Genomic DNA, 20,489 nt, shown 5'->3' on the forward strand with positions numbered 1-20,489 from the left:
CTAAGACGCCGCTACTTAGAGGAATGGTATGAAATTGCAATCCGCCCTGAGGCTGATCTACCCACCACAATGCCTCACATGTGGTGCAGCGGTAGAGGACGATCTGTCGCTTTGCGGCGAATGTTGGCGCGAAACGCATTTCATTCATGGGCTCACGTGTCGCAGTTGCGGCTTACCGCTCCCTGGCAAAGATCGCGGCACAGACATGCAATGCGATGATTGCATGACTATCGCACGGCCATGGAACCGCGGCGCGGCGGCGATGATTTATCGCGGGAAGGGGCGTGACATTGTTTTACGCCTGAAGCATGGCGATCGCACGGATCTTGCGCGACCTGCGGCGCGGTGGATGGCGCGCGTCGCCCCGCCCGTTGAGATGGGCACAGTTATCGTTCCTGTTCCGCTTCACTGGTTGCGGCAACTCAAGCGCCGCTACAATCAGTCGGCCCTGATCGCAAAAATATTGGCGCAATCGCTGAATGCGGCCTATTTGCCAGACGCGTTGCACAGGCCCCGCGCCACAGAAACGATGGATGGAAAATCGCGCGATACGCGTTTTGCCTCGCTCGACGGGGCAATTGTCCCACATCACAAAAGAGGCCAACTGCTTAAAGACCGTTCGGTATTGCTGGTCGACGATGTCATGACATCGGGTGCGACACTGGCCGCCTGCACCGAGGCGTGCATTTCAGCAGGCGCACGGCAAGTTGACGTGCTGGTCCTAGCGCGGGTGTCAAAAGACGATTAGATAATACGCCAACTCAATGTGACGAAGGACTTAGCCACATGGCGAATATCGAAATCTACACCACCTCCTTGTGTGGCTACTGCCACGCCGCGAAACGACTGCTGGCCCAGAAAGGCGTTTCTTATGCCGAAACAGACGTGGGTCGCGATAGCAGCAAAAAAGCCACGATGATCCAACGCGCTAACGGGGGGCGGACTGTGCCTCAAATTTTCATCGATGATAAACACATCGGTGGGTATGACGATCTCAACGCGTTGGATCGTGCCGGTAAACTCGACGCGCTACTTACATGAAAATTGCCCTTCTCCAGCTTAATGTGAGCGACGACCCTGTCGCTAATCTGCCCGCGACCCTGTCGCTGATTGAAGACGCCGTGACCGACGGGGCGGAGTTCATATTGACACCGGAAGTGACCAACTGCGTGTCGACAAGCCGAAGCCATCAAATGCAGGTTCTGTCCCATCAGGACAACGACCCAACTTTGGCAGCGCTGAGGGCTGCGGCAGCCAAGCATAATATCTGGCTGCTGATTGGCTCGCTTGGGCTGAAAACGGACGACCCAGACGGTCGATTTGCCAATCGCTGCTTCCTGATCAACCCCAAGGGTGGGATCGAGGCGTGGTACGACAAAATCCATATGTTTGACGTCGAGATATCCAAAAGCGAAAGCTACCGCGAAAGCGAAGGATATCGGCCTGGCAATCGCGCGGTGGTTGCTGACGCGGGGTTTGCCAAAATTGGCATGTCGATCTGCTATGACATGCGGTTCCCGAAGCTTTACCGCGATCTGGCTCAGGCAGGTGCGCAAATCATCACGGTTCCCGCCGCGTTCTCCCCCATAACGGGCGCTGCGCATTGGGAAAGCCTGCTGCGCGCCCGTGCTATCGAGACGGGTTGTTTCGTGATCGCTCCGGCCCAAACCGGCAAACACAAGGCATCTAAAGGTAAATCACGGTCCACGCATGGGCATTCAATTGTTATCAGCCCGTGGGGGGAAGTAATTCTGGACGCAGGGACCGATCCCGGTATGGTTTGCGCAGAGATCGATATGGACGACGTTGCGAGGGCGCGACAGCGTGTCCCTTCCCTAACTCATGACCGTCCCTTTACGATTTGACTTATGGCAGAGACCCAAGATCCAATCGCAGTATCGCTTTTTAGCGAGCTGTTTATGGCCGACCAACTTGCCCGCAGCAAGTTGAGCAAAGCGCTGCCCAAGGGGATGGAACTGTCCCACTTCACAATGCTGAACCACCTTTATCAACTGACCGAGCCTAGAACCCCCGCTCAATTGGCCAAAAGCTTTGCGCTCACCCGTGGGGCGTTGACCAACACACTCGCAAAGCTGGAATGGGCCGGCCATATCCACGTTTCACCAGACTGGGACGACGCACGGCGCAAGCAGGTGGTGATCAGCCCGGCAGGACGCCGCGCGCGCGATACCGCATTGGAGTCTATTGCCCCGATCATCTCAAAGATCATCGAACGTGTGGGTGCTGACAGGGTTCGGGACGCCGTTCCGGTTTTGCGCGACTTGCGCCGCAGCCTCGCCGATGACTAAGCGGGCTTAACGCTGGCTGTTACATAATTGACAGACAAGTCACGATCAGACAGCGACCAGCCCCAAGTGATCGGGTTGAACACGAACCCTTTGCGATCTACGGGGCTTAACCCCGCATTTGAGATCAGCTCAAACAACTCATCCGGCGTGATAAACTTGTTCCACTCATGGGTGCCTTTGGGCAACCAGCGCATAATGTGTTCCGCGCCAACGATGGCCATCATGAAACTTTTCGGATTGCGGTTAATTGTCGAGCACACCATCAGGCCGCCCGGCTTCAACAACGTTTTGCACGCGGTGAGGTAGGCCAGCGGATCAGAAACGTGCTCGACAACTTCCATATTCAGAACGACGTCAAACTGCTCACCAGCGTCAGCCATCGCTTCGGCGGTTGTGTGACGGTAGTCGATTTCCAGTCCGGATTGCTCCGCATGAACTTGGGCGACCGGAATGTTCCCACCTGCAGCGTCCGCGCCAACGACCTCCGCACCAAGTCGCGCCATGGGTTCAGAAAGCAGCCCGCCACCGCATCCGATATCCAGAATGCGCAGGCCCTTAAATGGAGCGGGCGCATCCAGATCGCGATCAAACTCGGCGGAAATCTGGCTGGTGATGTAGTCCAGACGGCACGGGTTGAGCATATGTAGGGGCTTGAATTTGCCGTTCAGGTCCCACCATTCGGCAGCCATGGCCTCGAACTTTGCGATTTCCGAGGGGTCGACGGTAGACGTATTCATGTGCAGACTCATCTTTGACTTGGTCATTTTCGGGCATGGTACCCAGCGCTCAACAAACTATATAGGGCTCTATGGACAGATCGTCAGGACAAAACCGCGCGGTGGCACATCTCTATCCACCGATTGACCCATTCGACCAGCAGATGCTGGACGTGGGCGATGGCCACCGAATTTATGTCGAGCAATGCGGAAATCCGGATGGTATTCCGGTTGTTGTCTTGCACGGCGGCCCGGGCGGCGGATGTTCCCCCGCGATGCGGCGTTACTTTGATCCGGCCACATATCGTATAGTTTTGTTTGACCAAAGAGGCTGCGGCCGTTCGCGCCCGCATGCCAGTGTCGAGAACAACACCACATGGCATTTGATCCGCGATATCGAACTGATCCGCGCGCGGTTCGGCATTGATAAATGGATTGTCTTTGGTGGCAGTTGGGGTGCTACGCTGTCGCTGCTCTATGCCCAAAGCCATCCGGACCGTGCGGCGCATCTGGTGCTGCGCGGCGTGTTCTTGATGACGCAGGCAGAGCTGGACTGGTTCTATGGAGGTGGCGCGGGACAATTCTTCCCGGAACAATGGTCCAAATTCGCCGACCTTATTCCCAAAGAAGAGCGGGGCGACATGATCGCAGCCTATCAACGGCGTCTGTTCTCGGGAGATATACAACTTGAATCCCGCTACGCGCGCGCTTGGGCAGGATGGGAAAATGCACTCGCGGCCCTGACCGTTTCACATCCCGTTGGCGATGCTCCGGCAGAGTATGCCCGCGCCTTCGCCCGCTTGGAGAACCACTATTTCACCAATCAGGGCTTTCTGGAAAGCGATGGTCAGATCCTCTCAAATCGGGAGGCAATCGAGCATATTCCTGCCGTGATCGTTCAAGGCAGATACGACATGATCTGCCCGCCTATTTCCGCATATCGACTGGCTGATGGATGGACAAAGGCCGACTTGCGGATGATTAAGGCGTCGGGACACGCACTATCCGAGCCAGCCATCACTGCCGAACTCGTGCGCGCCATGGATGATTTACGCGCCGTTTACGCGTAAATGAGACCTTAGGAATACAAAAATAGCCTAATTCGGTGTTACGGGTTTACAGATCAAGAGCAACCGCTACTCTCGGTACTCTGGGAAACTGTTGGGATGTAGAAAGCCTGTGGCTGGACTTTTAGGGATTATCCTCCAAAGATTGTTGCTAGGCATTGCAACGCTCTTCGCTGTTTCCATTATCATTTTTGTTGCCGTAAATGCCCTGCCGGGTGATTTCGCACAGTCTATTCTTGGACAAGGTGCAACGCCTGAAGCCGTTGAAGCCATCCGTAACCAATTGGGCCTGAACGAGAGCCCTCCGACCCGGTATTTCAAATGGCTTCTTGGCGCCGTGCAGGGTGATCTTGGCATTCCCATGTCCCAAGCGTTGTTCCAGTCGTTCACGGGTTCGAGCACTGGTGGCGACGTCGTCACGGTTTTCGACCAGATCATTCCCCGCCTGAAAAATACCATGTTTCTTGCCGGTGTGAGCGCCGCGATTTCGGTTCCCCTTGCTGTGACGCTCGGAATTTTGACAGCGCTTTATCGCAATACCGCATTTGACAAAGCGATGAACGTATCGACGCTGTCAGCGATCTCCAGCCCGGAGTTTTTTCTAGCCTATATCCTGATCCTGTTTCTTGCAGTTCTGAATCCGGTGTTCCCATCCCTGTCCAACATCTTTCCGGGGATGGAGTTCAGTGACCGGTTGAATAAAACCATGTTGCCTGCGTTGACGCTCACACTTGCAGTGACAGCGCAAATGATGCGCATGACACGCGCCGCGATCATCAACCTGCTGGCTTCGCCCTATATTGAAATGGCGCGGCTAAAAGGCCTTTCGCCGATGCGGGTAATCGTGAAGCATGCTTTGCCAAATGCTTTGGCGCCGATCATCACGGTTGTTGCATTGAACCTTGCCTACCTTGTCACCGGCGTTGTCGTAGTGGAGGTTGTCTTCGTCTATCCGGGCATCGGCCAGCTGTTCGTCGACAGCGTCAAAATCCGCGATATCCCTGTAGTGCAGGCCTGCTGCCTGATCTTCGCGGCTGTTTACATCCTGCTCAACCTAACGGCTGACGTCTTGTCCATCATTTCAAACCCACGCCTGAGGCACCCCAAATGAACGCACTTGTTTGGATCCTTGGCGGGCTTCTCGTCATTCTTGCTATCGCTTGGGTTTTCCGGTTTGCCGCGCAAAAAGCGACGGACAACAAGCCCTACTTCCGCGACATGCCGCTAAGTGTCGCATTCGGCTATGTGTTCGCAGCAGCGGCGCTATTGCTCAGCATTTGGTACTTCTTCCAGCCCAAAGCCGTTGACGGAGTCCCATCAGCAGGCGTGATCTTCTTTCGCTGGGCTGTCATCGGATTGCTTGGCTTCGCGGCGGCGGCTTGGGTCTTTCGCACAGTGTTTCGCAATGTCGGGTCCGAGAATAGCAAAAAGCTGTTCCGCTCCATGCCGCTCACTGCCGCTTTTGGCGTGATGATCATCATTATCTATGCAATCGTGTCGATCTTCGCTGGCCTCATCGCCCCATACGGCCAAGAAGAAATTCTAGGTGCAGCGAATGTCGTCGCGGGAGGTGATCCGGCAATTGGTGGCAATCCTGAGTATCCGCTTGGCACAGATCAGATTGGTCGGGATATTCTTAGCCGACTTATTTACGGCGCGCAGAACACGGTCGGCATCGCTTTCGTCACCACCTGTCTGGCGTTTTTTCTGGGCGGCACCTTGGGCTTTCTTGCTGCGGTGTTAGGCGGCTGGCTGGACCAGTTGCTCTCTCGGATGGTCGATGCGCTTATGGCAATCCCGTCCCTGATTTTCTCGCTGCTGCTGATGACCATTGCCACCGCTTGGGCGGGCAGCGAGGCCTGGCTGGTCACCATATACATGATCTTCATCATTGCCGTGATCGACAGCACGCGTGTCTTTCGACTGTCACGCGCGGTCGGGCAAAGCATCGTCGTTATGGATTATATCGAAGCCGCGAAACTCCGCGGTGAAGGAATGGGCTATCTGATTTTCCGCGAGATCCTGCCAAACGCCTTGGCACCGCTACTCGCTGAGTTTGGTTTACGCTTTTGCTTTGTGTTCCTCACAATTGCGTCCCTCAGCTTCTTGGGTGTCGGCATTCAGCCACCTAAGGCCGACTGGGGCACCATGGTGCGCGACCTGTCACCGTTCATCAACTATGCGTCGTTCGCGCCGAATGCCGCCGTCACGCCCTTGTTGGCGGCTGGCGCTATCGCCCTGCTAACCGTCGCTGTGAACTTTGTGGTCGACTGGATGCTGCATAAATCATCGGGGCTGAAAGAATGAGCGATCTGCTGCTAAAAATTCGTGGCCTGAAGATCGAAGGTCGCTCTGACGAGACATGGAACCCGATTATCAACGGTATCGACGTTGATCTGAAAAAGGGCGAAGTGCTGGGCATGATAGGCGAGTCCGGTGCCGGTAAGTCCACGGTCGGGCTTGCTGCAATGGGCTACACACGCGACGGCGTGCGGATCAGTGAAGGCTCGGTCGAGTTCGACGGCGTTGATCTGGTAAAGGCATCCGCTGCGGTAAAACGTGCGCTGCTTGGCAAGCGGATTGCCTATGTTGCGCAATCTGCTGCCGCCAGCTTCAACCCGGCGCATAAACTCATCGACCAGCACACTGAAGGCCCGGTTCAGCATGGCGTCTCCAGCCGCGGCGAGAGCGAGTTGGACGGTATCGAGCTTTACCGCCGCCTGCGCCTGCCAAACCCCGAAGAAATCGGTTTCCGCTATCCGCATCAGGTGTCTGGCGGTCAGCTGCAACGGGCGATGACAGCAATGGCGATGGCCTGTCGCCCCGACCTGATCATTTTTGACGAACCGACAACGGCCCTAGACGTGACGACCCAAATCGAGGTTCTCGCCTCAATCCGCGACATCGTTGAGCAGTTCGACACAGCCGCGATTTACATCACGCATGATTTAGCTGTGGTCGCGCAGATGGCGGATAAAATCAAAGTTCTGCTCAAAGGTGACGAAGTCGAAGAGGCTGATACCCGCACCATGCTGACTGCGCCGACAGAGGATTACACCAAGTCGCTTTGGGCGGTCCGCAGCTTTGAGCGGCCCGCAAAACCCGCGATCAACGTGAATGCCACACCTGTCGTCAGCGTCCGCAACGTCACCGCAGCCTATGGCACCGTCGATGTATTGCATGACGTAAGTTTTGATATTCACGCCGGCCGGACTGTGGCTGTTGTCGGGGAATCCGGCTCCGGCAAATCAACCGCGGCGCGCTGTATCACAGGGCTACTTCCTCCGCGCATTGGCCATATCGAATTTGACGGCCAACAACTCCCCCTAAGCTACAAGCAGCGCGACAAAAGCCAGCTGCGCCAAGCGCAAATGATCTATCAAATGGCTGATACTGCCCTCAATCCGCGCAAAAGCATTGGTGAGACGATCGGGCGACCGGTCGAGTTCTACATGGGCCTGAAGGGCCGTGAAAAGCGCAAGCGTGTCGAGGAGTTGCTGGCCGAGATTGAGCTGGAACCAACGGAATATTTCAATCGCCTGCCGTCAGAGCTTTCGGGTGGACAAAAGCAACGTATCGGCATCGCGCGCGCGCTGGCTGCCGAGCCGCAATTTATCATCTGTGACGAAGTGACGTCTGCTCTGGATCAGTTGGTGGCCGAGGGAATTTTGCGCCTGTTGGCAAAGCTGCAAGACGAATTGGGCCTAAGCTACATGTTCATCACCCACGATTTGGCCACCGTTCGCTCCATCGCCGATGAAGTCGTGGTAATGAAAGACGGCGAGGTTGTTGAGCAAGGCCCCAAGAAGGAAATGTTCAAGCCGCCGCATCACGCCTACACCGACTTGCTGCTAAGCTCGGTGCCTGAAATGGACCCGGACTGGCTGACAAATCTTCTGCAGGAACGCGGAGTTGATAACATCGGCGACGCAGCTGTTGATAAGATGTAAAACGAATCGCCCTGTAGTGGGGCCGATATAAATGCGGACGAACCGCATCTGACTAAAACCAACTGGGAGACACTCATGTCACAAATTTCAAGACGCAGCCTGCTCAAAACGGGCGTTGCTGCTGGCGTTCTGTCCGCCACGGGTCTGCCGCTCCGCGCGCAGGCCAAAAAGGGCGGTCGCCTTCGTATGGGGCTGAACGGGGCGAATACCTCGGACAGCTGGGACGCACGGACCCATTCCGATGCATTCATGATTAACTGTGGCCACGGCTGCGTTTTCGATTGCTTGACTGAAGTTGGCCCCGACGGCCAACTGCGCGGCGAGCTTGCCGAAAGCTGGGAAGCCAGCGCGGACGCGGTCAAATGGACCTTCAAACTGCGTCAGGGCGTTACCTTCCACAACGGTAAGGCATTCGGTGCGGATGACGTGCTGGCCTCGCTGGCGATGCACACCGAAGAAGGTGCCAAATCTGCGGCGAAACCGATTGTGTCGGCGATCAGCGAAATGAAAAAGATCAACGACCACGAGGTTGAATTGACGCTTGCTGCTGGCAACGCCGACTTCCCGTTCTTGCTGTCGGATTATCACATCGTCATGTTCCCTGCGGGCCAGATTGACGAAGCGATCGCCAAAGGCATCGGGACGGGCATGTATGAGGTCGTTTCCTTCGATCCGGGCGTGCGCTTTGTCGGGAAGCGGGTTGCGAGCCACTACAAGGACGGCTCCGCAGGTTGGTTCGACGAGATCGAGTATATCGCAATCAACGACACCTCCGCACGGATGAACGCGCTGATGACGGGTCAGGTCGACGCCGTGAACCGCGTCGATTTCAAGACCGAGCCGTTGATGCGTGCAAACCCGCGCGTCACGATTTTCGAAGTGACCGGCAACCAGCACTACACGCTGCCAATGCTGTCTGACGTTGCTCCTTTCGACAATCTGGATGTCCGTCTGGCGCTGAAATACGCCGTTGATCGTAATGAATTGGTGGACAAAATCCTCCAAGGTCACGGCGCCGTGGCAAACGATCACCCGATCGGCCCTGCAAACCAATACTATGCCGCCGATCTTCCTCAGATCGAGTACGACCCCGACAAAGCCAAGTTCCACTTGGATAAATCCGGTATCGGTGAACTGAATGTCGACCTTCATATCGCAAACGCTGCCTTTAACGGCGCGGTGGATGCGGGGCAGTTGTATCAATCGTCTGCGAAGAAGATCGGCATCAATATCAACGTCGTCCAAGAACCTGATGACGGGTATTGGTCCAACGTCTGGCTTAAGAAGCCGTGGTGTGCCAGCTACTATTCCGGCCGCGCGACCGAAGACTGGATGTTTGCAACTGCCTATGAGGCTGGCGTTCCTTGGAACGAAAGCAACTGGGATGATCCTCGCTTCCAAGAGCTGCTATATGCAGGTCGCAAAGAGTTGGATTCCGCGAAGCGCCGCGTCATTTACCATGAAATGCAGGAAATCCTGTCGACCCGTGGCTCCACCGTCATTCCGATGTACGCCAACTACGTGGACGCTGCGTCCTCTGCATTGGCCCATGGGGAAAACATCGGGAACAACTTCCAGATGGACGGCTCCCGTATGGCGGAGCGCTGGTGGTTCTCTTAACCACCCCGATCTGACGATATAAAAACGCCCCGCCGATTTGGCGGGGCGTTTTTTATTGGTTAGGCTGCGGTCGCCGCGCGTTCAGTACGCTCCGCATCCCGCTTTTTCCAAGTGCGGTTCATCACCACATACATGACGGCCACGCCGCACAGAAACGCGCCGCCGCCAACAGTGGCGACTACGCCAAGGCTGCTAAAGTCCATTTTCGTTCTCCTTCCGAATTGACTGCCGCAATGGTTAATTTCGGAATAGGGCAGATTTTGGACGGGTTTGCGGCCCTTGCCGGAATACTCTTAAACAAAACTTGCAGACTCACCTGCCTTCCCCTATATCCCCCTCAACAGCGGCGTGCTGGTCTCCACCCCCAGCGCTCCACCGGGAAACATCAACGGGCCGCGCGCCCGTTTTTTTGTGCCTCTAAGGAAACTATGACTGATCTGATCGCAAAAGCTGCCATCGACCGCCGTCTGGCCGAGATCGCCCAACCCGTTATCGAGGGTCTGGGTTATGAACTCGTGCGGATGCGCCTGCTCACTGGTAAAGCCGATATTGTGCAAGTTATGGCTGAGAAGCCCGAAGGCGGCATAGAAGTCGATGATTGTGCCAAAATCTCTACTGCATTGTCTGCGATTTTCGATGTCGAAGATCCAATCTCTGGCGAATATAGCCTAGAAGTGTCGAGCCCCGGCATCGACCGCCCACTGACCCGCTTGAAAGATTTCGAGATGTGGGACGGGTACGAGGCAAAGATTGAAACCGAAGAACTCATCGACGGCCGTCGCCGCTTTAAAGGGCAGTTGGCTGGCGTTGAGGGTGACGAAGTTCTAATCACCATCGAAGAAGGCACCATCGGCCTGAAATTCGAATGGCTCACTGATGCGAAGCTGGTTCTGACCGACGAGCTGATCCGCGATGTTCTTAAAAACCGCAAAGACGCGGGCGAAATTGACGAAACCCAATTCGACGAAGTTCAACAGATCGTCGATGGCGAAGGAGACGACTAATGGCAATTACTTCAGCCAACCAACTTGAGCTGCTGCAAACCGCAGAAGCCGTGGCCCGCGAGAAGATGATCGACCCGGAACTGGTTGTCGAAGCGATGGAAGAATCCCTCGCCCGCGCCGCCAAGTCTCGCTATGGCGCAGAGTTGGACATCCGCGTTTCCATCGACCGTAAGACCGGTAAAGCAACTTTCACCCGTGTGCGTACGGTTGTGGCAGATGACGAGATCGAGAACGACCGCGCCGAGTTGAATGTCGAGGACGCCAAAGATTATCTGGACGACCCGAAAATCGGCGACACAATCGTAGACGAAGTACCGCCGGTTGAAATGGGCCGCATCGCCGCGCAATCCGCCAAGCAGGTTATCTTGCAGAAGGTGCGCGAAGCAGAACGCGACCGTCAGTACGAAGAGTTCAAGGATCGCGCCGGCACGATCATCAACGGTCAGGTCAAACGCGAAGAATACGGCAACGTCATCGTCGATATCGGCCGTGGCGAAGCCATTCTGCGCCGCAACGAGAAAATCGGCCGCGAAAGCTACCGCCCGAACGACCGCATTCGCGTCTATATCAAGGATGTGCGCCGCGAAGTGCGTGGCCCGCAAATCTTCCTGTCGCGGACCGACCCGCAATTCATGGCCGAACTGTTCAAAATGGAAGTGCCGGAAATCTATGATGGCATCATCGAGATCAAGGCCGTTGCCCGTGACCCCGGCTCGCGCGCCAAAATCGCCGTGATTTCGCACGATAGCTCCATCGACCCAGTCGGTGCCTGCGTCGGTATGCGCGGCTCCCGCGTTCAGGCCGTCGTGAACGAGCTTCAGGGCGAAAAGATCGACATTATCCCGTGGAATGAAGACCAGCCGACCTTCTTGGTGAACGCGCTTCAGCCCGCTGAAGTCTCCAAAGTGGTTCTGGACGAAGAGGCCGAGCGTATCGAAGTTGTGGTTCCCGAAGAGCAGCTGTCGCTGGCGATTGGCCGTCGCGGCCAGAACGTGCGTCTTGCGTCGCAGTTGACCGGCCTCGACATCGACATCATGACCGAGGAAGAAGAATCCGCACGTCGTCAGGCTGAGTTCGAAGTCCGTACCAAGCTGTTCATGGAAACACTGGATCTGGACGAATTCTTCGCACAACTGCTGGTCTCCGAAGGCTTCACCTCGCTGGAAGAAGTGGCTTACGTCGAAGTTGACGAACTGCTGGTTATCGACGGCGTCGATGGTGACACAGCGTCCGAGTTGCAGGCTCGTGCTCGTGATTATCTGGAAGCTGCTGCGAAGAAGGCCTTGGAAACGGCTCGCGAACTTGGTGCGCAGGACAGCCTCATTGAATTCGAGGGTCTGACACCCCAAATGGTGGAAGCACTTGCGAAAGACGATGTAAAAACGCTGGAAGATTTCGCAACCTGCGCTGACTGGGAACTGGCCGGTGGCTGGACGACTGTTAACGGCGAGCGTTCAAAAGATGACGGTGTTCTGGAGCCCTTCGACGTGTCGTTGGAAGAAGCTCAGAACATGGTCATGACGGCCCGTATCCAACTTGGCTGGGTAGATCCTGCCGATCTGGTGTCTGAGGAAGAAGCCGAAGACGGCGCCGAAGAAACTGCGGAGGCTGAGGCCTGATTTCAGGCCTCAGGGATCCCGGCATGAGCCGCGGCGGTCAGGAAAAAGAACAAAACGGCCCGGAGCGACGTTGCATCGCTACGGGAGAGTTGCGCGATCCTGCGTTGATGATCCGTTTTGTGGTCGGACCGGAAGGTCAGGCCGTACCCGACGTGCGTAACAAGTTGCCTGGTCGTGGCATCTGGGTAAGCGCCGACAAAGACGCCTTGGAAAAGGCGATCAAAACGAAGGCGTTCTCGCGCTCCGCTAAGGAGCAGGTAACTGTGCCGGACGGTCTGTTCGAACAGACCGACAAACTGCTGGCACGAAGGCTGGTTGATCTGATCTCGCTTGCGCGCAAGGCGGGGCAGGCAGTCACCGGTTACGAAAAGGTAAAAAGCCTGCTGGAGAACGAGCGCGCGACGCTGTTGGTGCAGGCAAGTGACGGGTCCGAACGGGGCAAATCAAAGCTCCATTCGCCGCCCGGAAAAGACGTATTTATTGGCTGTTTGACCTCTCAGGAATTGGGTTTGGCTTTCGGTCGGGAAAGTGTGATACATGGCGCCTTAACGGCAGGTGGACTCAGCAGACAGATAAAAGCTGAGGGCATCAGGCTGAAAGGTGTCCGCGGACATAGCGGCGGAAAGAAATCCCGCCCGAAAGGAAAAGACGACGCATGAGCGATAGTGACGGTAAAAAACCCCTTGGCCTTAAAGGTGGCGCACGTCCCGGTAACGTGAAGCAAAGCTTCAGCCACGGGCGCACCAAGAACGTGGTGGTGGAAACCAAGCGCAAGCGCGTAGTGGTGCCAAAACCCGGTGGCGCAAAGCCTTCAATTACTGGATCGCCCTCTGTTGGTGATCCTTCCAAACGTCCTGCCGGTATCTCCGATGCAGAAATGGATCGTCGCATGAAGGCGCTTCAGGCTGCAAAAGAGCAAGAAGCAGCCGACATCGAACGCCGCGCCGCCGAAGAGGCTGAACAGCAAGAGCGCCGCGAACGCCGTCGCGCCGAGGCTGAAGAAAAAGAACGTGAAGAAAAAGAACGCGAAGACGCGCTCAAAGCCAAGGCTGATGAAGAGGCACGCAAACTTCGCGAGGCCGAGGAAGCTAAAACGCGGGCAGAAGCACCTGCCCCTGCGGCCGCCGCACCGGGCGAGCCCGCTGTGTCTCCGTCCGGCCCACGCGGTGGTGGCAAAGCAGCGCCAACACCTGCGGTACGCCGTGACCGTGACGATCGCGAAAGCAAAGGTGGCAAAGCCCGTGTCGATGACGCGCGCCGTTCCGGCAAGCTGACGCTGAACCAAGCCCTTCGTGGTGGCGAAGGCCGTCACAAATCCATGGCCGCGATGAAGCGTAAGCAAGAACGCGCGCGTCAAAAGGCGATGGGCGGATCTGTTGAGCGCGAAAAGGTTGTTCGTGACGTAAAGCTTCCAGAAGCCATCGTGGTTTCGGAACTGGCCAATCGCATGGCAGAACGCGTCGCTGACGTTGTGAAGGCCCTGATGAACAACGGCATCATGGCGACTCAGACCCAGTCAATCGACGCCGATACGGCTGAATTGATTATTGAGGAATTCGGCCACAACGTGGTCCGCGTTTCTGACTCGGACGTGGAAGACGTCATCACGGAAGTGGCTGACGACGACAAAGACCTTAAACCACGCGCGCCCGTGATCACGATTATGGGCCACGTTGACCACGGTAAAACGTCCCTGCTTGACGCTATCCGCAACGCTCGCGTCACCGCTGGCGAAGCTGGCGGCATCACGCAGCACATCGGTGCTTACCAAGTCGACCAAGACGGCACGAAGCTTACGTTCCTTGATACACCGGGTCACGCGGCGTTTACGTCAATGCGTGCTCGTGGTGCTCAGGTAACGGACATTGTTGTGCTGGTTGTCGCTGCTGATGACGCGGTCATGCCGCAAACCATCGAAGCGATCCACCACGCGAAAGCGGCTGGCGTTCCGATGATCGTAGCGATCAACAAAGTCGACAAGCACGACGCCAACCCTGACAAAGTTCGCACCGACCTGCTTCAGCACGAAGTGATCGTTGAGAAAATGTCCGGCGACGTCCAAGACGTCGAGGTCTCTGCAACCACCGGCCAAGGCCTTGATACCCTGCTTGAAGCCATCGCGCTTCAGTCGGAGATCCTAGAATTGAAAGCCAACCCTGATCGTGCCGCTTCTGGCGCTGTGATCGAGGCGCAGCTTGACGTGGGTCGCGGCCCTGTCGCCACCGTGCTGGTACAAAACGGCACCTTGCGCCAAGGCGACATTTTCGTTGTAGGCGAGCAGTACGGTAAAGTCCGGGCGCTGATCAACGACCAAGGCGATCGCATCAAGGAAGCCGGTCCTTCGGTTCCTGTAGAGGTTCTAGGCCTGAACGGCACACCCGAAGCCGGTGATGTTCTGAACGTCGTTGATACCGAAGCACAAGCCCGTGAAATCGCAGAATACCGCGAGAAAGCCGCCAAGGATAAACGCGCCGCCGCTGGTGCCGCAACAACCCTTGAGCAGCTGATGGCTAAAGCCAAGGACGACGAGAACCTGACCGAAATGCCAATTCTGGTAAAAGCTGACGTGCAGGGTTCTGCCGAGGCAATCGTTCAGGCGATGGAGAAAATCGGCAACGACGAAGTTCGCGTTCGCGTTCTTCACTCCGGCGTTGGTGCGATCACAGAAAGCGATATCGGTCTGGCGGAAGCCTCCGGTGCGCCCGTTTTTGGCTTTAACGTGCGGGCCAATGCATCCGCGCGGAACACCGCCAACCAGAAGGGTGTGGAAATTCGCTACTACTCGGTCATCTACGACCTTGTGGATGACGTGAAACAAGCCGCATCCGGGCTTTTGTCCGCCGAGGTCAAAGAAACCTTCATCGGCTACGCCGAAATCAAAGAAGTCTTCAAAGTCACCGGTGTTGGCAAAGTTGCAGGGTGTATCGTCACCGAAGGGGTGGCCCGCCGCTCCGCCGGCGTTCGACTGCTACGCGACAACGTCGTGATCCACGAAGGCACGCTGAAGACCCTCAAGCGCTTCAAAGACGAAGTGCCTGAAGTTCAGTCCGGCCAGGAATGCGGTATGGCGTTCGAAGCTTACGACGACATTCGCCCGCAGGACGTTATCGAAATCTTCACGCGTGAAGAAGTTGAGCGTTCGCTGGATTAAGCTCGAAGTTCATAAATTTGAAAAGGCTCCGCGCAGAAATGTTCGGGGCCTTTTTTGCTTTTGAACTACTCTAAAATGCGCGAAGGGGCGCTTTTTCGTTCTTTACGTAACGGTCGATCATATGCCGCACCCGCGCACCGGACTGTAATGGCCTCACAGGACATGATTGCACCATCATGGCTTTGCCATGCCCCTCCGGAAACAGGATGGCCAACTCTTCACGCGCAGTACTTGAAATCGCTTTAAGCGATTCAGGCCCAAGATACAGGCTCTCTGCGGCCACGCCATTGGCGTTCAAAACGTGGTGGCCGTCCAGAAGCAGGTGGAAATAGAAGAAGGCTGTCTTCGACGTATCAATCGAAACACCGGTACATCCCAACAAGTCTTTCGCAGGGACGAGAAGCTCGTCGTAGCCAAACATGCGCTGCGCAATCTTGCCGGTGACAAGAAGCCGGTGCTGACACGACACGCGAAGCGGGCGTTGCTCGGCAGCGAGCCCTACAGCCTTCGCGTTGATCGAGATAGGTGCAAGATTGTCATCAGCCAGTAGATCCCAGACGCTGACGCGCCGTGCGAATATCCAACGGATCGGCTGAAAACCACCGTCGCGGGTATTCACAAAGTCGCCCACGCGCAACTCCTCGATATTGGCAAATCCTTGTGGCGTTTCCAGAAGTGTTCCTGAAGCAAAGCACACATTTTGCGAACCGGGTGTTGGGGTAGAATTGTTGGTAAAACTGGCCCCACCGCGCTGAATCGAGAAACCGTCCTGATCATTTCCAAAGTTTTCGCCCGAGCCAACACGAGTGGCTGTGCTCGAAAATCCAGCATAATTAGAGCCTGTTGTTGGATCATCCAGCGCGTCACCGTTGAATGTCGCCTGAATGAATTCGTCATTCGTAGGATCATAAACAACCAGATTGTCGCCGCCGTTGTTGAAGACGTTGCTGCTATAATTGGCGTCAAACGCCAGGTTATCGCCAGTCACACTGGGAAGGCTGCCCCCGTTTTGGACGTTGCGCACAACGACTGCTACCGCCCCCGCTTCCAAAACGGTGCCGGGGGGAAAGGTAAACCAGTTGTCGCGTCCAGCGTCCCAAAGCTCGAGACCTGAAATATCAATAGCGCTGCCGGAGGTGTTTATGAGCTCAAGAAATTCGTCGCCGCCACGAGCGGCGCCGTTTCCATCCGTGTCAAAGTTGTTTGCGCCATTGGGGTCAACGAGGACCTCGTTAATCGCAATACCGCCCAGCAATAAGTCGGGCACTGCTCTGCTCTTTATATTTCATGATCTAGACGATTCTAACTTATCTGAGCTTTTAGGCAAAATTGCGGGGAAACAATGCCAACCGAATGCACGAAGTCAATTCTAGAGGAGTTCTGACACCTCTTTGCGCTCACTCCCATCCATGACTATATGTCCTCAAGGAACTAAGGAGAGCGGCATGTCTGACGACAAATTTCCCGGCTGGCACGGCACCACCATCATTGGCGTCCGCAAGGGTGGCAAGGTTGTTATCGCAGGTGACGGGCAGGTCTCCGTTGGCCAAACCGTGATGAAGGGCACCGCGCGCAAGGTCCGCCGCCTGTCTCCGGGCGGGATGGATGTCGTTGCCGGGTTTGCGGGATCTACCGCAGATGCATTCACTTTGCTTGAACGGCTCGAAAGCAAACTGGAGGCCGTTCCCGGCCAACTGGCCCGCGCCGCTGTCGAATTGGCAAAAGACTGGCGCACCGACAAATACCTGAAGAATCTAGAGGCTATGCTGATCGTCACGGACGGCAAAGACCTGTTCGTCATAACTGGCGCAGGGGACGTGCTGGAGCCGGAACACGATGTCACAGCCATCGGCTCTGGCGGGAATTTCGCGCTCGCGGCAGGTCGCGCGATGATGGACACCGACAAAGACGCCGAAACCATTGCGCGCGACGCAATGAAGATTGCGGCAGATATCTGCGTTTACACAAACGGCAATCTAACCGTCGAGACAATCGATGAGTGATGGTGTTTCGCGCGACGATCTTCGCGCCGCGGTCGCGTCCGGTGTTCTGGACGAGGCCCAAGCCAGCAAACTGATGATCTTGTCAGACCAGCGGCAAGGCTACCGTGCTAATATGATTGGCGATGATGAGCCGTTCGAGCTGTTCAAGGGCTTTGCCGAGATTTTCGTGACGGTTGGCCTTGGCTTGCTGATGTCCGGGTTGATTGGCCTAACAGCAATCTTCGGCGAGGTGGCTTTGATACCCGCATTCGCAATGGTGATTTCTGTCGCGCTGGCCTTCTACTTCACCAAGAAGCGCCGCATGTCGTTGCCATCAATTGCGCTTTGCATCGCGTTTGCCTCGACCCTCGCACTAACGGTCGTGGCGGCAATCATTGGCAAATACGGGGACATGACACCGTTGAAAACGGTGATCATTGGCGTGATCGGCATGGCAGGCATGCTGGGCTATTTTCGCGTGTTCCGATTGCCTTTCGCCATGTTCGCACTTGGTGTGTTTGGCATCATCACGATTATCGGCGCCGTTGACTTGATGTTTCCGGGCAGTGCCTCGACCAATGCTGGCCTAACGGATTACTTCGATCTGCGCCGCCAGCCATATCTTGCCCTAGGAACGCTCGTGTTTGGCGTTTTCGCCTTTGTTGGCGCGTTATGGTTTGACCTACAGGACCCCCATAGGGTCAGCCGCAAATCGGCATCTGCATTTTGGCTGCATATCCTCGCAGCACCCGCCTTGGTCAACACTCTGGTGATGTCGAACTATCAAGCTGGAGGCACCGTCGGCACGAGCCTCGCTATTGTTGTTCTGGCCCTGTTCACGCTGCTGGCAATCATCATTGACCGACGCAGCTTTCTGACCGCTGGATTGGTGTATATGGGGCTGCTGTTGGCCTCAGCAATCAATGAAACGGGTGCCGACTGGGCACCCGTTTTGACCATGCTGCTCCTCGGCCTTTTCGTAACCTCGTTGGGTGCGTTCTGGACGCAAACCCGTGCTTGGCTGCTTGGTCTACTGCCCGACTTCCCGGGCAAACACCGACTGCCACCCTATGAGGACGGTCTGGCGGTGTCCGAGTGATTACAGCTTGGCAACACCTAACGGTACGTTGAACTTTTCGCACCAAATCCAGACCTCGTTGTAGTCATCGGGGTTGATTCCCGCAGGAATCTTGTATGTGGAAGCGCCCTTGTTCGACTTTAGGGGCCCCATCAAAGTTTTTGGATCGAACCCATTCTTGCCCAAAGCGACTTTAGGGTCAGGGGCGCCGTCAAAAGTGAAGTCGCCCATCAGTTCCACGGAACCTCCGGAACCCGACTTCACAAGCTCGGCACGACCAGTGGTCTTGTGGTTGCTTGCGCCTTTAAACTTGCCGATGCGGCCGTGGCCGCCCGCAAATGCCGGAAGGGCTGCAACAGTCGAAACGGTGACCGCGCCGCGTAAAATAGCTCGACGAGAGATCATGGGATGCTCCTTTGATTGAACTCTTGGGTTCGAGTATTCGACGTAATTCTGTAAATCGGAAGCCCTCACACGCAAACGTCAACATCTGTGAAGCCACCCTTCAAGTTGCGGGTGATGAACCATAGGTCTAAAACAATCTCAAACTAGAAGGATGTCGCCGTGACCGACCTAACTCCCCGCGAAATTGTATCCGAACTGGATCGATTCATCATCGGGCAAAAAGACGCCAAAAGAGCCGTTGCAGTGGCTTTGCGTAACCGTTGGCGGCGCAAGCAACTGGCAGACGATCTTCGTGACGAAGTATACCCGAAGAATATCCTGATGATCGGCCCCACCGGTGTAGGTAAAACCGAAATTTCGCGCCGTTTGGCCAAACTTGCCCGCGCACCGTTCTTGAAGGTCGAAGCGACTAAATTCACCGAGGTCGGTTATGTTGGCCGCGATGTGGAACAGATTGTGCGCGACTTGGTTGACGCTGCGATCATAATGACCCGCGAACAGATGCGTGAAGATGTCAAAGCGGCCGCACATGAAGCTGCGGAAGAACGGGTTATTGATGCCCTTGCCGGAACTGATGCCCGCGAAGGCACGCGTGAAATGTTTCGCAAGAAGCTACGCGACGGGTTGCTTGATGATAAAGAGATCGAGCTGGACATCGCCGACAATAGCGGCGGCAACCCGTTCCAGATGTTTGAAGTCCCCGGCCAGCCCGGCATGGGTGGTGGTCCGGGCATGATGAACCTCGGAGACCTGTTCGGCAAAGCCATGGGTGGCAAAACCACCAAGCGCAAACTGAAGGTGTCGGAATCCTATGAAGTGCTGGTTGCCGATGAGGCTGACAAGCTGCTTGATCAGGAGGCCGTGACAGAAAACGCCATCGAAGCGGTAGAGCAAAACGGGATTGTTTTCCTTGACGAGATCGACAAGGTCTGTGCGCGCGCCGATGCGCGTGGTGCGGACGTCAGTCGCGAAGGCGTTCAGCGCGATTTGCTGCCACTTATTGAAGGTACAACGGTGTCGACCAAACATGGTCCGGTGAAAACCGACCACGTCCTGTTCATCGCTTCGGGTGCGTTTCACATCGCCAAACCTTCGGATTTGCTGCCCGAATTGCAAGGACGTCTTCCTATTCGGGTCGAACTCCGCGCCCTGACGGAAGAAGATTTTGTACGTATCCTGACCGAAACCGATAATGCGCTGACGCTTCAATACACTGCATTGATGGGAACCGAGGAAGTAAAAGTATCCTTCACAGACAACGGAATCGCAGCCTTGGCGCGGATCGCCGCCGAAGTGAACCAATCCGTTGAAAATATCGGTGCGCGTAGGCTTTACACCGTTATGGAACGGGTCTTCGAAGATCTAAGCTTCACCGCACCTGATCGCGCTGGCGAGGACGTCGTGGTCGATGCCGATTTTGTCGAAACACATCTGGGCGAGCTGAGCAGATCAGCGGACCTGAGCAAATACGTGCTGTGACAATATGAAAGCCAAAGCCCTCCTCCTTTTCGCTGCGATTATACTGACAGCATGCACACATAGAGGAGGGCTTGCCCGTATTCCTGCCGGTTTAGCACCCGCGGTGGAA

General features: G+C 56.0%; 20 protein-coding genes. 16 read left to right on the forward strand and 4 right to left on the reverse strand.

Features of this window, described 5'->3' with window-relative positions; translation table 11 throughout:
- Positions 1-28 precede the first annotated feature (28 nt).
- Genes BDE40_RS16870 through BDE40_RS16885 form a run of 4 tightly spaced genes read left to right on the forward strand, consistent with a single transcriptional unit; the run spans position 29 to position 2,309 of the window.
- Entirely contained in the window at positions 29-748 is a 720-nt protein-coding gene (locus BDE40_RS16870; RefSeq protein ID WP_134016549.1) for a ComF family protein, read from the forward strand.
- A gap of 38 nt (positions 749-786) precedes the next feature.
- Positions 787-1,041, forward strand: coding sequence for a glutaredoxin 3 (gene grxC, locus BDE40_RS16875; protein WP_134016551.1), 255 nt, complete (start codon positions 787-789; stop codon positions 1,039-1,041).
- Positions 1,038-1,865: a carbon-nitrogen hydrolase family protein gene (locus tag BDE40_RS16880; protein WP_134016553.1), complete on the forward strand. Its 828-nt coding sequence runs from the start codon at positions 1,038-1,040 to the stop codon at positions 1,863-1,865. Before grxC ends, BDE40_RS16880 begins: the two co-directional genes overlap by 4 nt.
- A 3-nt stretch (positions 1,866-1,868) precedes the next feature.
- Entirely contained in the window at positions 1,869-2,309 is a 441-nt protein-coding gene (locus BDE40_RS16885) for a MarR family winged helix-turn-helix transcriptional regulator (protein WP_134016555.1), read from the forward strand.
- On the opposite strand, the gene ubiG is transcribed toward BDE40_RS16885, so the two are convergent.
- Positions 2,306-3,046, reverse strand: a complete 741-nt coding sequence (gene ubiG / locus BDE40_RS16890; protein WP_134016557.1) for a bifunctional 2-polyprenyl-6-hydroxyphenol methylase/3-demethylubiquinol 3-O-methyltransferase UbiG — start codon at positions 3,044-3,046, stop codon at positions 2,306-2,308. The two genes, BDE40_RS16885 and ubiG, sit on opposite strands and share 4 nt — an antisense overlap.
- A gap of 71 nt (positions 3,047-3,117) precedes the next feature.
- On the opposite strand from ubiG, the gene pip reads away from it, so the two are divergent.
- From pip to BDE40_RS16915, 5 genes are all read left to right on the forward strand, one after another.
- Positions 3,118-4,095: a prolyl aminopeptidase gene (pip, locus tag BDE40_RS16895; RefSeq protein WP_134016559.1), complete on the forward strand. Its 978-nt coding sequence runs from the start codon at positions 3,118-3,120 to the stop codon at positions 4,093-4,095.
- A 109-nt stretch (positions 4,096-4,204) separates the two neighbouring features.
- A complete protein-coding gene (locus tag BDE40_RS16900; protein WP_134016561.1) occupies positions 4,205-5,203 on the forward strand; it encodes an ABC transporter permease in 999 nt (332 codons plus the stop codon).
- The gene (locus BDE40_RS16905) at positions 5,200-6,399 is read left to right on the forward strand and encodes an ABC transporter permease (RefSeq protein WP_134016563.1); all 1,200 of its coding nucleotides are present in this window, start codon (positions 5,200-5,202) and stop codon (positions 6,397-6,399) included. Before BDE40_RS16900 ends, BDE40_RS16905 begins: the two co-directional genes overlap by 4 nt.
- A complete protein-coding gene (locus BDE40_RS16910; protein ID WP_134016565.1) occupies positions 6,396-8,042 on the forward strand; it encodes an ABC transporter ATP-binding protein in 1,647 nt (548 codons plus the stop codon). The genes BDE40_RS16905 and BDE40_RS16910 overlap by 4 nt, the downstream gene beginning before the upstream one ends.
- Positions 8,043-8,117: 75 nt before the next feature.
- Entirely contained in the window at positions 8,118-9,662 is a 1,545-nt protein-coding gene (locus BDE40_RS16915; RefSeq protein WP_134016567.1) for an ABC transporter substrate-binding protein, read from the forward strand.
- A gap of 59 nt (positions 9,663-9,721) precedes the next feature.
- On the opposite strand, the gene BDE40_RS18255 is transcribed toward BDE40_RS16915, so the two are convergent.
- The gene (locus tag BDE40_RS18255; RefSeq protein WP_162848119.1) at positions 9,722-9,865 is read right to left on the reverse strand and encodes a hypothetical protein; all 144 of its coding nucleotides are present in this window, start codon (positions 9,863-9,865) and stop codon (positions 9,722-9,724) included.
- A 225-nt stretch (positions 9,866-10,090) separates the two neighbouring features.
- On the opposite strand from BDE40_RS18255, the gene rimP reads away from it, so the two are divergent.
- The 4 genes from rimP to infB are packed head-to-tail and all read left to right on the forward strand — an operon-like array spanning position 10,091 to position 15,436.
- Positions 10,091-10,666: a ribosome maturation factor RimP gene (rimP, locus tag BDE40_RS16920; RefSeq protein ID WP_134016569.1), complete on the forward strand. Its 576-nt coding sequence runs from the start codon at positions 10,091-10,093 to the stop codon at positions 10,664-10,666.
- On the forward strand, positions 10,666-12,285 hold the full coding sequence (gene nusA, locus BDE40_RS16925; protein ID WP_134016571.1) for a transcription termination factor NusA: 1,620 nt from the start codon (positions 10,666-10,668) through the stop codon (positions 12,283-12,285). The genes rimP and nusA overlap by 1 nt, the downstream gene beginning before the upstream one ends.
- A 23-nt stretch (positions 12,286-12,308) precedes the next feature.
- Positions 12,309-12,944: an RNA-binding protein gene (locus tag BDE40_RS16930; RefSeq protein WP_073144721.1), complete on the forward strand. Its 636-nt coding sequence runs from the start codon at positions 12,309-12,311 to the stop codon at positions 12,942-12,944.
- On the forward strand, positions 12,941-15,436 hold the full coding sequence (gene infB / locus BDE40_RS16935) for a translation initiation factor IF-2 (protein ID WP_134016574.1): 2,496 nt from the start codon (positions 12,941-12,943) through the stop codon (positions 15,434-15,436). Before BDE40_RS16930 ends, infB begins: the two co-directional genes overlap by 4 nt.
- 70 nt (positions 15,437-15,506) lie before the next feature.
- Here the strand turns inward: infB and BDE40_RS16940 are convergent, their stop codons facing one another.
- Positions 15,507-16,703 carry a Hint domain-containing protein gene (locus BDE40_RS16940; protein ID WP_134016576.1) on the reverse strand — a complete coding sequence of 399 codons (1,197 nt, stop codon included), beginning with the start codon at positions 16,701-16,703 and terminating at the stop codon, positions 15,507-15,509.
- 178 nt (positions 16,704-16,881) lie between these two features.
- On the opposite strand from BDE40_RS16940, the gene hslV reads away from it, so the two are divergent.
- Both hslV and BDE40_RS16950 read left to right on the forward strand, forming a co-directional pair.
- The gene (gene hslV, locus BDE40_RS16945) at positions 16,882-17,439 is read left to right on the forward strand and encodes an ATP-dependent protease subunit HslV (protein ID WP_073144715.1); all 558 of its coding nucleotides are present in this window, start codon (positions 16,882-16,884) and stop codon (positions 17,437-17,439) included.
- The gene (locus BDE40_RS16950; protein ID WP_134016578.1) at positions 17,432-18,517 is read left to right on the forward strand and encodes a hypothetical protein; all 1,086 of its coding nucleotides are present in this window, start codon (positions 17,432-17,434) and stop codon (positions 18,515-18,517) included. Before hslV ends, BDE40_RS16950 begins: the two co-directional genes overlap by 8 nt.
- Here BDE40_RS16950 and BDE40_RS16955 read toward each other — a convergent pair whose 3' ends face one another.
- Entirely contained in the window at positions 18,518-18,901 is a 384-nt protein-coding gene (locus tag BDE40_RS16955; protein WP_134016580.1) for a DM13 domain-containing protein, read from the reverse strand.
- A 159-nt stretch (positions 18,902-19,060) separates the two neighbouring features.
- Here BDE40_RS16955 and hslU point away from each other — a divergent pair, with 159 nt between their 5' ends.
- Positions 19,061-20,380, forward strand: a complete 1,320-nt coding sequence (hslU, locus tag BDE40_RS16960; RefSeq protein ID WP_134016582.1) for an ATP-dependent protease ATPase subunit HslU — start codon at positions 19,061-19,063, stop codon at positions 20,378-20,380.
- The last annotated feature ends 109 nt before the right edge of the window (positions 20,381-20,489 follow it).

It is taken from the genome of Litoreibacter halocynthiae (assembly GCF_004365635.1).
Taxonomy (GTDB): domain Bacteria; phylum Pseudomonadota; class Alphaproteobacteria; order Rhodobacterales; family Rhodobacteraceae; genus Litoreibacter; species Litoreibacter halocynthiae.

What these genes read in the sequence shown, in the direction of transcription:
- grxC (WP_134016551.1), top strand. Translation starts at nt 787, where the DNA reads ATGGCGAATATCGAAATCTACACCACCTCCTTGTGTGGCTACTGCCAC.
- BDE40_RS16905 (WP_134016563.1), top strand. Translation starts at nt 5,200, where the DNA reads ATGAACGCACTTGTTTGGATCCTTGGCGGGCTTCTCGTCATTCTTGCT.
- nusA (WP_134016571.1), top strand. Translation starts at nt 10,666, where the DNA reads ATGGCAATTACTTCAGCCAACCAACTTGAGCTGCTGCAAACCGCAGAA.
- BDE40_RS16880 (WP_134016553.1), top strand. Translation starts at nt 1,038, where the DNA reads ATGAAAATTGCCCTTCTCCAGCTTAATGTGAGCGACGACCCTGTCGCT.
- BDE40_RS16870 (WP_134016549.1), top strand. Translation starts at nt 29, where the DNA reads ATGAAATTGCAATCCGCCCTGAGGCTGATCTACCCACCACAATGCCTC.
- hslV (WP_073144715.1), top strand. Translation starts at nt 16,882, where the DNA reads ATGTCTGACGACAAATTTCCCGGCTGGCACGGCACCACCATCATTGGC.
- ubiG (WP_134016557.1), bottom strand. Translation starts at nt 3,046, where the DNA reads ATGAATACGTCTACCGTCGACCCCTCGGAAATCGCAAAGTTCGAGGCC.
- BDE40_RS16885 (WP_134016555.1), top strand. Translation starts at nt 1,869, where the DNA reads ATGGCAGAGACCCAAGATCCAATCGCAGTATCGCTTTTTAGCGAGCTG.
- BDE40_RS18255 (WP_162848119.1), bottom strand. Translation starts at nt 9,865, where the DNA reads ATGGACTTTAGCAGCCTTGGCGTAGTCGCCACTGTTGGCGGCGGCGCG.
- BDE40_RS16955 (WP_134016580.1), bottom strand. Translation starts at nt 18,901, where the DNA reads ATGATCTCTCGTCGAGCTATTTTACGCGGCGCGGTCACCGTTTCGACT.
- pip (WP_134016559.1), top strand. Translation starts at nt 3,118, where the DNA reads ATGGACAGATCGTCAGGACAAAACCGCGCGGTGGCACATCTCTATCCA.
- BDE40_RS16910 (WP_134016565.1), top strand. Translation starts at nt 6,396, where the DNA reads ATGAGCGATCTGCTGCTAAAAATTCGTGGCCTGAAGATCGAAGGTCGC.
- BDE40_RS16915 (WP_134016567.1), top strand. Translation starts at nt 8,118, where the DNA reads ATGTCACAAATTTCAAGACGCAGCCTGCTCAAAACGGGCGTTGCTGCT.
- BDE40_RS16930 (WP_073144721.1), top strand. Translation starts at nt 12,309, where the DNA reads ATGAGCCGCGGCGGTCAGGAAAAAGAACAAAACGGCCCGGAGCGACGT.
- infB (WP_134016574.1), top strand. Translation starts at nt 12,941, where the DNA reads ATGAGCGATAGTGACGGTAAAAAACCCCTTGGCCTTAAAGGTGGCGCA.
- BDE40_RS16950 (WP_134016578.1), top strand. Translation starts at nt 17,432, where the DNA reads ATGAGTGATGGTGTTTCGCGCGACGATCTTCGCGCCGCGGTCGCGTCC.
- rimP (WP_134016569.1), top strand. Translation starts at nt 10,091, where the DNA reads ATGACTGATCTGATCGCAAAAGCTGCCATCGACCGCCGTCTGGCCGAG.